General features: G+C 63.2%; 14 protein-coding genes. 7 read left to right on the top strand and 7 right to left on the bottom strand.

The window, feature by feature from the left end; genetic code table 11:
- Positions 1 to 120: 120 nt before the first annotated feature.
- The 3 genes from ACLFLU_RS21195 to ACLFLU_RS21185 are packed head-to-tail and all read left to right on the top strand — an operon-like array spanning position 121 to position 3,289.
- Positions 121 to 1,941: a PHA/PHB synthase family protein gene (locus ACLFLU_RS21195; protein WP_426406825.1), complete on the top strand. Its 1,821-nt coding sequence runs from the start codon at positions 121 to 123 to the stop codon at positions 1,939 to 1,941.
- 57 nt (positions 1,942 to 1,998) lie between these two features.
- Positions 1,999 to 2,397, top strand: a complete 399-nt coding sequence (locus ACLFLU_RS21190; RefSeq protein WP_426406824.1) for an MAPEG family protein — start codon at positions 1,999 to 2,001, stop codon at positions 2,395 to 2,397.
- Positions 2,398 to 2,422: 25 nt separating this feature from the next.
- Complete coding sequence (locus ACLFLU_RS21185; RefSeq protein ID WP_426406823.1) at positions 2,423 to 3,289, top strand: ornithine carbamoyltransferase; 867 nt, start codon at positions 2,423 to 2,425, stop codon at positions 3,287 to 3,289.
- Positions 3,290 to 3,318: 29 nt separating this feature from the next.
- Here ACLFLU_RS21185 and ACLFLU_RS21180 read toward each other — a convergent pair whose 3' ends face one another.
- From ACLFLU_RS21180 to ACLFLU_RS21160, 5 genes are all read right to left on the bottom strand, one after another.
- Positions 3,319 to 3,912 (bottom strand): class I SAM-dependent methyltransferase, encoded by a 594-nt coding sequence (locus tag ACLFLU_RS21180; protein WP_426406822.1) that lies wholly within the window; start codon positions 3,910 to 3,912, stop codon positions 3,319 to 3,321.
- Positions 3,913 to 3,926: 14 nt separating this feature from the next.
- Positions 3,927 to 4,973 carry an N-acetyl-gamma-glutamyl-phosphate reductase gene (gene argC / locus ACLFLU_RS21175; protein WP_426406821.1) on the bottom strand — a complete coding sequence of 349 codons (1,047 nt, stop codon included), beginning with the start codon at positions 4,971 to 4,973 and terminating at the stop codon, positions 3,927 to 3,929.
- Between the two features lie 96 nt (positions 4,974 to 5,069).
- Positions 5,070 to 6,056 (bottom strand): N-acetyl-gamma-glutamyl-phosphate reductase, encoded by a 987-nt coding sequence (argC, locus tag ACLFLU_RS21170; protein WP_426406820.1) that lies wholly within the window; start codon positions 6,054 to 6,056, stop codon positions 5,070 to 5,072.
- Positions 6,053 to 6,721, bottom strand: coding sequence for an FMN-binding negative transcriptional regulator (locus tag ACLFLU_RS21165; protein WP_426406819.1), 669 nt, complete (start codon positions 6,719 to 6,721; stop codon positions 6,053 to 6,055). The genes argC (ACLFLU_RS21170) and ACLFLU_RS21165 overlap by 4 nt, the downstream gene beginning before the upstream one ends.
- A gap of 225 nt (positions 6,722 to 6,946) precedes the next feature.
- On the bottom strand, positions 6,947 to 7,477 hold the full coding sequence (locus tag ACLFLU_RS21160; protein ID WP_426406818.1) for a DedA family protein: 531 nt from the start codon (positions 7,475 to 7,477) through the stop codon (positions 6,947 to 6,949).
- A 274-nt stretch (positions 7,478 to 7,751) separates the two neighbouring features.
- Between ACLFLU_RS21160 and parE the strand changes: the two genes are divergently transcribed.
- The 4 genes from parE to ACLFLU_RS21140 all read left to right on the top strand — a co-directional run bounded on the left by parE (position 7,752) and on the right by ACLFLU_RS21140 (position 12,250).
- Entirely contained in the window at positions 7,752 to 9,800 is a 2,049-nt protein-coding gene (parE, locus tag ACLFLU_RS21155) for a DNA topoisomerase IV subunit B (RefSeq protein WP_426406817.1), read from the top strand.
- Positions 9,801 to 10,227: 427 nt separating this feature from the next.
- Entirely contained in the window at positions 10,228 to 11,013 is a 786-nt protein-coding gene (locus ACLFLU_RS21150) for an outer membrane protein (protein ID WP_426406816.1), read from the top strand.
- Between the two features lie 259 nt (positions 11,014 to 11,272).
- Complete coding sequence (locus ACLFLU_RS21145) at positions 11,273 to 11,458, top strand: hypothetical protein (protein WP_426406815.1); 186 nt, start codon at positions 11,273 to 11,275, stop codon at positions 11,456 to 11,458.
- A gap of 21 nt (positions 11,459 to 11,479) precedes the next feature.
- Positions 11,480 to 12,250: an SDR family NAD(P)-dependent oxidoreductase gene (locus tag ACLFLU_RS21140; protein ID WP_426406814.1), complete on the top strand. Its 771-nt coding sequence runs from the start codon at positions 11,480 to 11,482 to the stop codon at positions 12,248 to 12,250.
- A 70-nt stretch (positions 12,251 to 12,320) separates the two neighbouring features.
- Here the strand turns inward: ACLFLU_RS21140 and ACLFLU_RS21135 are convergent, their stop codons facing one another.
- On the bottom strand, positions 12,321 to 13,109 hold the full coding sequence (locus ACLFLU_RS21135) for an outer membrane protein (RefSeq protein ID WP_426406813.1): 789 nt from the start codon (positions 13,107 to 13,109) through the stop codon (positions 12,321 to 12,323).
- 308 nt (positions 13,110 to 13,417) lie between these two features.
- The gene (locus tag ACLFLU_RS21130; protein WP_426406812.1) at positions 13,418 to 14,188 is read right to left on the bottom strand and encodes an outer membrane protein; all 771 of its coding nucleotides are present in this window, start codon (positions 14,186 to 14,188) and stop codon (positions 13,418 to 13,420) included.
- Positions 14,189 to 14,309 lie beyond the last annotated feature (121 nt).

The following is a 14,309-nucleotide window of genomic DNA, read 5'->3' as shown; positions in this document are numbered from 1 at the left end:
CCGCGATTGTGACAAAAGCAAGAAGCCTTGTCGCAGTGCAGCACATCTTCGTGCGTGTTTAGCGCGAAACCAGTGAGCTTCGCGGTGACGAATACGGAATGAATCGTTACTGTTGCCTTCATGAGTAACGCCACGACCGACACGCCCAAATCCGGGACAAAGTCTGAAACGAAGTTCGATGCGGAAGCCTTCGCGATGAATGTCGCGCGGGCCATGGAGAGCGGCGGCAAGGCGCTCGCCGCGTATCTGAAGCCGCGCGAGACCGGCGAGGTGCAGGACCGTCCGCCGGCCGAGCTCGCCGAAGTCGTCAAGACCTTCACGTCGGTCGCCGAATATTGGCTGTCGGACCAGTCGCGTTCGTCCGACCTCCAGACCAAGCTCGCCAAGGACTACCTCGATCTGTGGGGCTCGGCGGCTCGGCGAATGGCCGGCCAGGAGGTTCAGCCCGCGATCGCGCCCTCGCCGCGCGACAAGCGCTTTGCCGATCCGGAATGGAAGTCGAACCAGTTCTTCGATTTCATGATGCAGCTCTATCTGCTCACGACCAAATGGGCGCAGGGGCTGGTGCACGATGCCGAGGGGCTCGATCCGCAGACCCGGCGCAAGGCCGAGTTCTACATGCAGCAGGTCACCAACGCGATCTCGCCGTCGAACTTCGTGCTGACCAATCCGGAGGTGCTGCGCGAAACGGTGGCAAGCAGCGGCGAGAATCTCGCGCGCGGCCTGACGATGCTGGCGGAGGACATCGCTGCCGGCAAGGGCATGCTGAAGATCCGTCAGTCCAATCCCGACAACCTCGTCGTCGGCGTCAACATGGCGACGACGCCGGGCAAGGTGATCTACCAGAACGAGATGATGCAGCTGATCCAGTATTCTCCGACCACGGAGAAGGTGCTGCGCACGCCGCTGCTGATCGTGCCGCCCTGGATCAACAAATTCTACATTCTCGATCTCAAGCCGGAGAAATCCTACATCAAGTGGTGCGTCGACCAGGGCATCACCGTGTTCGTGATCTCATGGGTCAATCCGGACAAGCGGCTCGGTGCCAAGGGCTGGGAAGACTACATGAAGGAAGGCCCGCTTGCGGCGATGGACGTGATCGAGCGGATCACCGGCGAGATGAAGGTGCACACCGCCGGCTATTGCGTCGGCGGCACCATGCTCGCGACCACGCTGGCCTGGCTCGCCGAGAAGCGGCGCCAGCGCGTGACCTCAGCGACGTTCTTTGCCGCTCAGGTCGACTTCACCCATGCCGGCGATCTCCTCGTGTTCGTCGACGAGGACCAGATCGCAGCGCTCGAGCAGGACATGAAGGCGTCCGGCGTGCTCGAAGGCTCCAAGATGGCGATGGCGTTCAACATGCTGCGCTCTAACGACCTGATCTGGTCCTACGTGGTCAGCAACTACCTCAAGGGCCAGCAGCCGAGCGCGTTCGACCTGTTGCACTGGAATTCCGACGCGACGCGGATGACCCAGGCGAACCATTCCTATTATTTGCGCAACTGCTATCTGGAGAACCGGTTGTCGACCGGCACGATGGTGCTCGACAACACGCTGCTCGACCTCTCCACGGTCAAGGTGCCCGTCTACAACCTCGCCACGCGCGAGGACCACATCGCGCCGGCGGAATCGGTGCTGTACGGCTCGCAGTTTTTCGGCGGGCCCGTGAAATACGTACTGTCCGGCTCCGGCCACATCGCCGGCGTGGTCAATCCGCCGGCCTCGAACAAGTATCAGTATTGGACCAACGACAACATCAAGGACGTCAACGTCGCCCAGTGGATGAAGGGCGCGGTGGAGCACAAGGGCTCGTGGTGGCCGGACTGGCGCGAATGGCTGGGCGGGCTCGATCCGGAGGAAGTGCCGGCGCGCAGCGTCGGTACCGAGGCGTTGCCGCCGATCGAGGACGCTCCAGGCAGCTATGTCAGGGTTCGCGCATAGCGCAATGGCGCGCGCTTTCGTATAAGCTCACGACATCGATTTGGAGGGGACCGGGTTATGACGCGTGAATTGTTCTGGCTGACGTGCACGGTGATCCTGACCGGGATCCTCTGGATTCCCTACACTATCAACCGCTGCCAGATTCGAGGGCTCAGTGGCGCGATGGCCAATCCCTCGCGCGGTGACAAGCCGCAGTCCGAGTGGGCGAACCGCCTGATGTTCGCGCACGACAATGCGGTCGAGAACCTCGTGCTGTTCGCCCCGCTGGTGCTGATCCTGAACGCGATCGACTATTCCTCGAAATGGACGGTGCTCGCCTGCGTCGTCTATTTCTGGTCGCGCGTCGCGCATCTGATCGTCTATGCGCTCGGCATCCCGGTATTCCGCACGCTGGCCTTCACGGTCGGATTCCTCGCACAGGCCGTGCTGGCGCTGGCGATCTTCAAGATCTTCTGACCGCGCGTCCTCGGGATGCGCGGCGATGCCTAGCGACTCCAGCCGGGATTTTCTCCAATTCCACGATCTGGGCGCGGACACGCTCCTGTCGATCATCGCCCGCGCGCAAGTGCTGGCAGCGGCGTGGCACGACCGCGCCATGCCTCAAGGCCTGGCCGGCAAGCGCGTGGCGGTCATTGCCGACGATGGTGGATGGCGGAATACGACGGCGTTCGATCTCGGCGTGAAGGCCATGGGCGGCATCAGCGTGCAGCCGCCGATCCGGTTCAACGTCAGTGAGGCGACGGCTGATCTGGCGCACTATCTCGACAATTGGTTCGACATTTTAGTCGTGCGCACCCGGGAATTGGCGACCTTGCACGCGCTCGCATCGCACGCCGCCGCGCCGGTCGTGAATGCAAGAACGCGGTCAAATCATCCTTGCGAGACGCTTGGCGACCTCGCCTATGTCTGGCGCAAGCGAGGACATCTCGGCGACTTCAAGGTCGCAGCTGTTGCCCCCGATGCCAACATCCTGCGTTCCTGGGTTGAAGCGTCCATCGCCCTGCCGATCGAGGTGACCCAGGTGTACCCGACGGACTGGCATGTCCGGGACATCGCAAGTCCGAGGTTCAAGGCCAGCACAGACATCGACGCATTGTACGATGCGGATGTGATCATCACGGACTGCTGGCTTGAAGGCGCACGCGCGGATCAACTGCGCGACTATCAGCTATCGGCATCGCTGCTCGACAGATGCCGTCCCGACGTCATTTTCCTGCCCTGCCCGCCGGTGACCCGAGGCCAGGAGGTCAGCACTGACGCGATGTCGCATCGGGCCTGCCAGAGCCCGGCGGCGAAAGCCTACCTGCTCCACGCCCAGAACGCGCTGCTGGAATGGATCGCCGCATAGCGCCGGTGACTTTCACGGTGTCCTGAAGATCAGGCCACGGCCTTGCGAACGACGAGATTGAGCATGTTGGCAGGCGTCTGATCAAAGCTCTGGATCACAGAGGTCTCCGACGACAACGTGGTCCACGGACCCGCACTGGCGTAAGTCGCCTCTAACCACTCGGGCGACACGTAGTTGTAATAGCGCCCCAAGCTATCCCGGCCGTCGCCGTCACCCATCTTGTAGCTGGCGAAGAACACGCCTGACGGCTTGAGCGCGCGATGAATCCGTCCGAGGATTCCGGCGAGTTCGTCGCGCGGCACGTGCAGCAGGCAGGCGCTCGCCCAGACGCCGTCATAGGCCTGTTGTGCATCGAGTTCATCGAACCGCATCGCCTCGACGGGATGATCGAGCCGCCGCGACGCGATCTCGGCCATTTCAGGCGAGCCGTCGGTCGCACGCACCGAAAACCCTTCGGCCAGCATCACCGCCGAATGATTGCCGGCGCCGCAGCCGAGCTCGAGGATCGCGCCGCCCGGCGGCAGCAGGGCCAGGAAGCCAAGCAGCCGCGCCGAAGGTGCCTTCGCCCAGCCGGCATAGGCCTCGGCATGGCCGCGGTAGAATTGCAAGGTCGCTTCGTCCACCGCAGTACCTCGTGTCATGGAAACAGCGCGATCTGCTCCAGCCCCGCCGTCTCGGGCAGCCCGAACATCAGGTTCATGTTCTGGATCGCCTGCCCGGCCGACCCCTTCACCAGATTGTCGAGCGTGGAAATCACGATCGCCCGGTTCTTGATGCGGTCGGCGACGACGCCGATCTGCACATAGTTGGAGCCGCGCACATTCTGGGTCTGCGGCAGCACGCCCTTCCTGGCGACATGCACGAAGGGCTCGTTGGCATAAGCCTGCTCCAGCACAGTTCGCAGATCGTCCGGCGTCGCGCCGTTGAGCTTGACGTAGGAGGTGCAGAGTTCGCCGCGCGCCATCGGAATAAGATGCGGCGTGAAGTTGATCGTCACTGCGGAACCGGCGGCGACGCCGATCTCCTGCTCGATCTCGGGCGCGTGCCGGTGGGTGCCGACCGAATAGGGTGACAGCCCCTCGCCCGCCTCGCTGAACAACGTGTTCTGTTTCAGCCCGCGGCCGGCGCCGGTGACACCCGATTTCGCGTCGATGACGATGTCGTCGACGTCGATCAGTTTGGCTTTCGCAAGCGGTACCAGCGCGAGCAGCGCTGCCGTGGGATAGCAGCCGGGACAGGCGACCAGCCGCGCCGACGTGATCTTCTCGCGATAGAATTCGGTGAGACCATAGACCGCTTCGCCCTGCAGTTCGAGCGCCCGGTGCTCATGGCCGTACCATTGCGCATAGGTGTTCTTGTCCCGCAGCCTGAAATCGGCGGACATGTCGAGGACCTTGATTTTGGGATTTGCCTTGAGGACCGCGGCGATGATTTCCTGCGTGGTGCCGTGCGGTAGTCCGCAGAACACCGCATCGAGCTTGCTCCAGTCGACCTTTTCCCATTCGACGAGTTTCGGCAGGTCCAGCATGAAGAAATGCGGAAACACGTCGCCCATCGACTTGCCGGCGTGGGTGTTGGCGGTGAGCGCGATGATCTCGGCATTCGGATGCCGGGCCAACAGGCGCACCGCATCGGCCCCGGTGTAACCGGAGGCGTCGAGAATGCCGATCTTCTTCGAGCTCATCACGCGTACCTTTCAGGCGTCATTTGATCGTCTTGCCGGGGTAGAAAGTCGCAGCGTCGCTTCGTCCACCGGGTTGGCCTCGCGAGCAACGTTCGATCAGCTATTGTCGGCAAGGCCCAGCATCAGCCGCATGTTCTGCACGGCTGCGCCCGAGGCGCCCTTGCCGAGATTGTCCAGCCGCGCGACCAGAACTGCCTGATGGTACTTGTCGCTGGCGAAGACGTAGAGCTCGATCATGTTGGTCTCGTTGAGCGCTTCCGGCTCGATCCGGCCGCCCTTTGACGCTTCATTCTGCAGCGGCATCGCCGAGACGTATTTTGAACCCACGTAACGCTTGGCGAGCGCCGCCTGCAAATCCGCGCCGCTGGGCTTGCCCGGCAGCGTGTCAAGCTGAAGCGGGATCGAGACCAGCATGCCCTGCCGGTAGTTGCCGACCGAGGGAATGAAGATCGGCCGCCGAGTCAGGTTCGAATAAAGCTGCAGCTCCGGCAGATGTTTGTGTTCGAAGCCGAGGCCATAGAGCTCGAACGACGGTGCGCTGCCGTCTTCAAAACTCGCGATCATCGACTTGCCGCCGCCGGAATAGCCGCTCACCGCGTTGACGCTGATGGGATAGTCAGGCGGCAACAGGCCGGCATCGACGATCGGCCGCAGCAGCGCGATGCCGCCGGTCGGATAGCAACCGGGATTGGAGACCTTCTTCGCGGCCTTGATCCTGCCGGCCTGGTCCGGTGCCAGCTCCGGAAAACCGTAGGCCCAGTCCGGCGCGACCCGGTAGGCGGTCGAGGCGTCCAGCACCTTCGGCCCCGCAGCGCCCATGCTATCGATCAGCGCCACCGTCTCCTTGGCGGCATCATCAGGCAGGCAGAGGATGACCAGATCCACCTCCTCCATCAGCGCCTTCTTGGCCGCGGGATCCTTGCGCTTGTCGTCGGCGATTGTCTTCACCACGACGTCGTTCTGGAGCTTGAGCCGCTCGTTGATGCCGAGCCCGGTGGTGCCGGAGCCGCCGTCGACGAAGACGGTGGCGGGCTTGCTGGCCGCGCCGGAGGTCGGGGCTTTCGTGGTCTCAGCGAGGCTCATGACGCGCTCCTTTCGAGCATGTTGGTTTCGTTCGCGAAGGCTTCCGGCCTCGCGTCCTGCATCAGTTGCGAAATCTCTCTTGCGTCGGCGTGGGCTTGCGCGCCGAGCGTATTGGCGATCGCCGTGTAATCGGCGTCGGATTTGTGCTGGTTGAGCTTGAAGCTGCCTTCGACCTCTTCAACCGTCATGACCAGACCCACGATCGCCTTCTTCAACGTCTCGAACCGGCCCGCCGTCATCTTGCCCGAAGTCCACGGCGTCTTCGGCAACAGCCAGCTCTCGAACTTGTCGCTGAGCGTGTCGATCTGCACCGCCAGCTCGTCGTCCGACAACGGCCGCACCGGGCCGCTCAGATGCACCGCCTGATAGAGCCAGGTCGGCACCTGATCCGGTGAGACGTACCAGTCGGGCGATACATACGCATCGGGGCCGTTGATCGCGAGCAGCCAGGACGTCGCGCCGTTCGCAAGCTTTACCAGCGGATTGTGACGGGCGACATGAAAGGCGGCCTGCGGCGTGCCGTCGGCGGCGTAGGTCAAATAGAACGGCAGCGGCGACGCGACCGGCTTGTGGCCATCGAAGACGCACATGGTGCCGAAACCGCGGTCGCCTGCGAATTTCAGGCTCGCGGCGCGGTCCGGCTTGAAAAAGGGTGGTGTGTACATCGTGGTCTCCTGCTGGGCCTCCTTGGGGGCCGCCGGATCAGATCGCGCTGACAGGAGAGAGAATGCCGCGGATCGGATCCAGCGGCAAAGACGATGATCTCAAACGCGATCGACCGCCCAAACCGCTAAAGAGCGGCGGCGGCGACGGGCGAACAGGATGGTCGCGGCGTTGATCATGGCGCGCGGCTATAAGGCGAGATGCGGTTCCCGTCAAGGTTCGCGGCGTCAGATCACCCGCCAGAGCCATTCCATGATCGTCGCGATCACATCGCCGAACAACAGGAGCGCCGCCGACCAGACCAATGCGGAGACGAAATTGGCAGCCTGAAAGCTCCAGTAAGGCATCTCGAAAATGCCGGCCGCAAGCGGCACGGAGGCGCGCAAGGGGCCGAAGAAGCGGCCGATGAAGATGCTGGGCATGCCCCAGCTCCGCACGAAGGCCTCGCCCTTGGGCAGGATTTCCGGATAGCGCGAGAGCGGCCACATCTGCGCGACCTTCTCCTTGTAACGGTAGCCGAACCAGTAGGAGACCCAGTCGCCGAGGGCAGCACCGATCGCGCCGGCAATCCAGATCGGATAGAAGCTGATGCCGCTCGCCCCGATCAGCGCGCCGATGGCGACCAGCGCGCCCCAGGCCGGAATCAACAGCGAGATGAAAGCCAGCGATTCCCCGAACGCCAGCAGGAGCACGATCGGAGCAGCCCAGGCCTGGTGAAGGCGCACGAAATCGGCCAGTGCGTGCGCATACTGCTCCATTCCAGAATAGCCTTCCCGCCCCGTCTCGAGGTCCTGTCAGATGGAAAAGACTGGTAAGCCAATGGCTTGTGTGACATCAAGTCACAAAACCCGGCTTGTACGGATCGGCGCGTCAAATTGCCGGCACTTGGTTAGCTTGCGGCGTAAATTCGCCGGGATTAGCTCCCACCCCACAGCGCCCGGCCTGCCCTGCGGTAACCTTTCGAGGCCAGAAGTGGCATAGTCAGGCCAACCGATTCGCCGCTTGCGCGGCCCTCAAAGCTCATCAAGATATATGTCCAAGCAGTTGAAAACAAAAAGCAAAGACGGTTTATTCGACGACACTGAGCCGAGGGGGCGCACAGCCGCCGCGAAGGCAGCACCGCGCGGAACCGGCGGGGAAGCCGACTACACCGCAGCCGACATCGAGGTGCTCGAAGGCCTGGAACCGGTCCGGCGCCGACCGGGCATGTATATCGGCGGCACTGACGAGAAGGCGCTGCATCACCTCTTCGCCGAGGTCATCGACAACTCGATGGATGAGGCGCTGGCCGGGCACGCGACCTTCATCGGCGTCGAGCTCAGCGCCGACGGCTTCCTGACGGTCACCGATAACGGTCGCGGCATCCCGATCGATCCGCATCCGAAGTTTCCGAAGAAGTCGGCGCTTGAAGTCATCATGTGCACGCTGCATTCGGGCGGCAAGTTCGACAGCAAGGTCTACGAGACCTCGGGCGGTCTGCACGGCGTCGGCATCTCCGTGGTGAACGCGCTCTCCTCGCGGCTCGAGGTCGAGGTCGCGCGCGGCCAGAAGCTGCATCGCATGACGTTCGAGCGCGGCCATCCCAAGGGCAAGCTCGAGGATCTCGGCAAGGTCAACAACCGCCGCGGCACGCGCGTGCGGTTCAAGCCCGACACCGACATCTTTGGCGCCAAGGCCGCGTTCAAGCCGCAGCGCCTGTTCAAGATGACGCGCTCCAAGGCCTATCTGTTCGGCGGCGTCGAGATTCGCTGGAACTGCGCGCCCGAGCTGCTCAAGGGCGTCGAGGATGTTCCGCCGGAAGCAACCTTCCACTTCCCCGGCGGCTTGAAGGACTATCTGGCGGCCGCGATCCACGCCGACACGCTGGTGCATCCCGACATCTTCTCCGGCAAGTCGGGCCGCAACGGCGCGCATGGCGCCTGCGAATGGGCCGTGGCCTGGACCGCGGATGCCGACGGCTTCCTCTCCTCCTACACCAACACCGTGCCGACGCCCGATGGCGGCACGCACGAATCCGGCCTGCGCAGCGCGCTGTTGCGCGGCCTGAAGGATCACGCCGAGCGCGTCGGCCAGGGCAAGCGCGCTTCGTCCATCACCTCGGAAGACGTGATGGTGGGCGCCGCCGTGATGCTGTCGGTGTTCGTGCGCGAGCCTGAATTCCAGGGCCAGACCAAGGATCGTCTCGCCACAGCCGAAGCGCAGCGCATCGTCGAGCAGGCAATGAAGGATCCGTTCGACCATTGGCTGTCGGGCAATCCGAACATGGCCAACCGGCTGCTCGATTTCGTCATCGACCGCGCCGAGGAACGGCTGCGCCGCCGCCAGGAAAAGGAAACCGCGCGCAAGACGGCCGGTAAGAAGCTCCGCCTTCCGGGCAAGCTCGCCGACTGCACCGACGCCGGCACCGACGGCTCCGAGCTGTTCATCGTCGAAGGTGACTCGGCCGGCGGCAGCGCCAAGCAGGCGCGCGACCGCAAGACGCAAGCGGTGCTGCCGTTGCGCGGCAAGATTCTCAACGTCGCCTCCGCCGGCAAGGACAAGCTGACCGCGAACGCGCAGCTCTCCGACCTCGTGCAGGCGATCGGCTGCGGCCAGCTCCTGCAATATCGGGAAGAGGATCTGCGCTATCAACGCATCATCATCATGACCGACGCCGACGTCGACGGCGCGCATATCGCTTCGCTGCTGATCACGTTCTTCTACCGCCAAATGCCGAAGCTGATCGACGAAGGGCATCTCTTCCTCGCGGTGCCGCCGCTCTACAAGCTGACCCACGGCCAGAAATCGGTCTACGCGCGCGACGACAAGCACAAGGAAGAGCTGATCAAGAGCGCGTTCAACGCCAACGCCAAGGTCGAGGTGAACCGCTTCAAAGGCCTCGGTGAGATGATGCCGGCACAGCTCAAGGAAACCACCATGGATCCGAGCAAGCGGACGCTGCTCAAGGTGGTGCTGCTGCCCGATGACCGTGACACCACGGCGGATTCGGTTGAGCGCCTGATGGGCACAAAGGCCGAGGCACGCTTTGCCTTCATCTCCGACAAGGCCGAGTTCGCCAGCGACGAGCTGCTCGACGTCTAATTCGGCGATTCCCTTGAAAAGCCCCGGCCCGAGGCCGGGGCTTTTTCGTTTTGGGATGGACGATCGAGCCTCTGACGACCGCTTCATCCGCAGCATTTCACCTCTCGAACGCGCGACTCGGCCAACGACTCACACCGGCCGGTCGGCAAACCAAGGGCTGCAAGATTGCCTCCGTTTCGGACAAAGGCGAATTCCTAACAAAACCCTACCCGGACAGATGATGCCGGGACCAGCGTAATACATTGAAATTACGTCACTTTTCGATAATTCGGCGACGGCGCCTCAAACCCAGGCTGGCGGGCGTTTTCCGGCGACTGTGCCTGCCCTGCAACAGCATTTCGGCAAGAACCGTCTATAGTTCGGGCATCAGATCACACGGACTTCAGAGCGCTCGCGCCTGCTACGGACCAAGGTTGGGGATTTTATCATGAAGAAGATTGTGCTCGCACTGACCGCGGTTGCGGCGATGACCGGTTCGGCTTCGGCGGCTGACCTTGCGGCCCGTCCCTACGTCAAGGCACCGGTTGTGGCGCCCGTCGCCAACTGGACCGGCTTCTACGTGTTCGGCGGTGGCGGTGGCGGCCTCTCGAACTCCGACCAGTCCGTTCAGTCGACCGTCGGCGCGGTTCCGCTGACCATCACCCAGCGTCAGGGTGGTTCGGGCTGGTTCGGCACCGTCGGTCTCGGCTACGACTGGCAGTTCAACAGCACCTGGGTCGCCGGTGTGTTCGCCGATGGTCAGTTCGGCAGCATCCGCTCCACCGTGCAGGATCCGATCCTCGGCCTCACCGGCAACCAGAAGCTGGAAGACTCCTGGGCCGCCGGCGTGCGCCTCGGCTGGCTGGTCGCTCCGAACGTTCTCTCCTACGTCAACGGCGGTTACTCTGGCGCCCACTTCGGCAGCACCAACTTCACGACTCTGGCTGGCGGCCCGAGCGGCGTTCACCTGAACGGCTACAACCGCAACGGCTGGTTCGTCGGCGGCGGTGTCGAGAACAGCCTGAACATTTTCGGCATCTCCTCGCCCGGCTGGTTCATGAAGACCGAATACCGTTCGGCCTTCTACGACGCCAAGACCCGGGACGAGATTTCGAACGTCACCAACCTGCCGACCGGCATCAACAGCATCCGCGCCAACAGCTGGAACCAGACGATCTCGACCTCGCTGGTCTACCGCTTCAACTGGACCGGCCCGGTCGTCGCCAAGTACTGATCTTATCTGAACTTCAGACGTCAAAGCCCCGGCATCGCCGGGGCTTTTTCGTTCTGGGACCCCTTGCTAACGCGCGACACTCGCCTTCAGCGACCGGTAAGCGCCGGCGAGCGCGGACATGCGTCCTCCCCGCGGCCTTGCGTCCGCAGCCATTGTATCTGAACCGAAGCTACGGCTACTCTCGTGGGAAGTTTTCGTGACCCGCGGCGATGGTTGATGCCGCAGGCTACGACGGAAGCGGCCCAATGGGGAGGAATGCATGCGCAGATTTCTGCTGATCGCAGGCCTGTTTGCCCTCGCCATCGGGCTGCTCTGGATCGGACAAGGCACGGGCACCGTCGCCTGGCCCCGATCGAGCTTCATGATCAACCAGCTGCAATGGGCCGGCTATGGCGCCGCCATGGCAGGCTTCGGGCTGGTACTGATCTGGCAAAGCAACCAATAAAAGAAACCAGGAAGTGAAAGCATGACATCCAACCGGTTCGATCTCCGCGGCAAGGTCGCGATCGTCACAGGAGGCAATGGCGGCATCGGTCTCGGCCTCGCGCACGGGCTTGCGGACGCCGGCGCCGATATCGCCGTGGTCGGACGCAACGAAACCAAGTCGGCCGCTGCTGTTGCCGATCTCAAAGCGCGCGGCGTGAAGGCGATTGCCGTCACCACCGACGTCACCGACAAGGCGGCGATCGCCGCGATGGTCGAGCGTGTCGTCAAGGAACTCGGCCGCATCGACATCCTCATCAACAATGCCGGAATGAGCATCCGCAAGCCGCCGCACGAACTCGAGCTCGACGAGTGGAATACGGTGATCAATACCAACCTCACCAGCGCCTTTCTGTGCTCGAAGCTGGCCTATCCGGCGCTGAAGGCGTCCGGCAACGGCAAGGTGATCAATATCGGCTCGATGATGTCGATCTTCGGCGCGAGCTTCGCGACCGCTTACGCGGCGAGCAAGGGCGGCATCGTGCAGTACACGCGCGCCTGCGCCAATGCCTGGGCGCCCGACAACATCCAGGTCAACGCCATCCTGCCGGGCTGGATCGATACCGATCTCACCCGCGGCGCGCGGAAGCAGGTGTCGGGCCTGCACGAGCGCGTGCTGGCGCGCACTCCCGCAGGGCGCTGGGGCGACATCGACGACTTCGCCGGCATCGCCGTATTCCTCGCCTCGCCAGCCTCGAATTTCGTCACGGGCACTGCGATCCCCGTCGACGGCGGCTTCTCGGTGATGGCGTAAGCCAACGCTCGTCGCATGAAAAAAGCCCCGGCTCGCGCCGGGGCTTTTGAGTGGCTTTCGCCGGGAGAAATCAGTACCGCGCGACCACCGGGCCGCCGAAGCGATAATTGATGCCGACCAGGCCGATGTTCTCACGGAAGTTGACCGAGGTCGGGGTCACGCCGCTGCAACCCGCACCGCCGGCAACCGTCTGCGGGGCACAAGTGAAGCTGCCGAGATCGACGTAGCGATACTCACCCTTGAGGCTCCAGTTCGGCAGGAAGCCCCACTCGATGCCCGCGCCAGCCGTCCAGCCAACCCGGGTGGAGGTCGCGCCGCCGAAGGTGGCAAAGCCGGGATCGCTGGTGATGCGCGCCTTCACGTCACCGAAGGCGACGCCGCCCGTGCCGAAGAACAGCACGTTATTGACGGCGAAGCCGACGCGGCCGCGAACCGTACCGATCCAGCTGTTCTCGGTGGCGCAGGCGAATCCGGTACCACCGGCCGCGACAGGACCGTTACAAACAGCGGTGGCACTGCGATTGCCGTTGGTGCCACGCACGTCGGACCAGTCGATATCGCCTTCGGCACCAACGACCCACTGCCCAGCCTGATAGTTGTAGCCAACGGTGCCGCCCGCAAGGCCGCCCGACACATCGTAATTTCCGGTTGAGGTGCCGACATTGACGAAGTCATAACGCGACCGGCCCCAGCCGCCGCCGCCGTTCACACCGATATAGAAGCCGGTCCAATTATAGACCGCGACAACCGGAGGCGGCGCCTTCACGTAAGGCCGCGCCGCAAGATCTGCCGCCATCGCCTGCCCCATGGCAGCCAGCGAGACGATCGACGCGAGCGCCCACCCAAAATGCTTTTTCATTGCCAATCCCCAACGTTAGAACCGACCAGCTCGCATTTATGGACAGCCATTCGCGCAGGACTAGCGGAAATGCCGCACCGAGCCCGGTTCCCTTTCCGTTTCTTCCCGAGCGTTGCCGACGCGCCACATAAGTGTGCACTTGTGATCAGATGACTGCATTTATATGCACTTAGACGGTCATATTTCTGATCGCCCATCTACACCCACGTTCGTTCGGCGACGGGCGATCAACATCCCGAATCGTCGAACGAAAAGCCCCGGGGAGTGACCCCGGGGCCTTCGTTTCTTATGACGCCTTCGTTGAAGTCTCAGTAGCGGGCGATGACCGGCGCGTCGAACTTGTAGCTCGCGCGGACGACGGCCCACTGGATGTCACGCGGCTTGGCATCGAAGCTGTAGTTCCCCGAGGTGCCGCCGAGCTGATAGGTCTGGCTGCCGAAGGCCGCGTAATTGTACTCGAGGCCGACGATCCAGTTGCGGGTGATGCCGTATTCCCAGCCGGCGCCCACGGTCCAGCCGTTGGCCCAGTGGGTCTGACCGCCGTTGCCCGTCGCCGGGCCGACCGTGTCGGTCACCGACAGACGGTTGTTCACGCCGGCATAGCCGCCCTTGATGTAGAACAGGTTGTTCTGGACCGCGAAGCCGGCGCGGCCGACGACGGTCGCAAGGACGTTCGCACGCCAGGTGAACACGTCGTCGCGCGCGCCGAACGCGTTGTTCGCGACGGTGCCCTTGTTGTCGAGGCCGGAGATCGTGCCTTCCATGCCGAACACGTAGTTGTTGGCTTGCCAGTTGTAGCCGATCTGGGCGCCGCCCATAATGCCGGCACCACGCTGACGATAGCCCTGGCCCGGCGTCAGATCGCCGAACGGCGCGCCGACGCCATTGTTGATGAACTGCTCATTGGTCCAGGCGCCACCGATGTGGCCACCGACATAGAAGCCGGTCCAGTTGAACAGCGGCTCGATATAAGCGGGCGCCTTGGTGTAGGGACGCGCGGCGAGATCGGCGGCGGAAGCCGCGCCTGTCGAAACCAGAGCGGTCGTGCAGGCGAAGGCAGCAATCAATTTGTTACGCATGGTACACCCCGTGTCCTTTGATGGGCGCACGCTCACACGCAGTTCTTACTCAAATTTGAATCAAGAAAGTTAAGGCCCCGGATTGGCGCATCGCGGCCTTTGAATCCGGATGTGCTGTTGC

This window comes from Bradyrhizobium ganzhouense (assembly GCF_049949285.1).
GTDB lineage: Bacteria > Pseudomonadota > Alphaproteobacteria > Rhizobiales > Xanthobacteraceae > Bradyrhizobium > Bradyrhizobium ganzhouense.
This window is presented reverse-complemented; position numbering and strand designations above follow the sequence as displayed.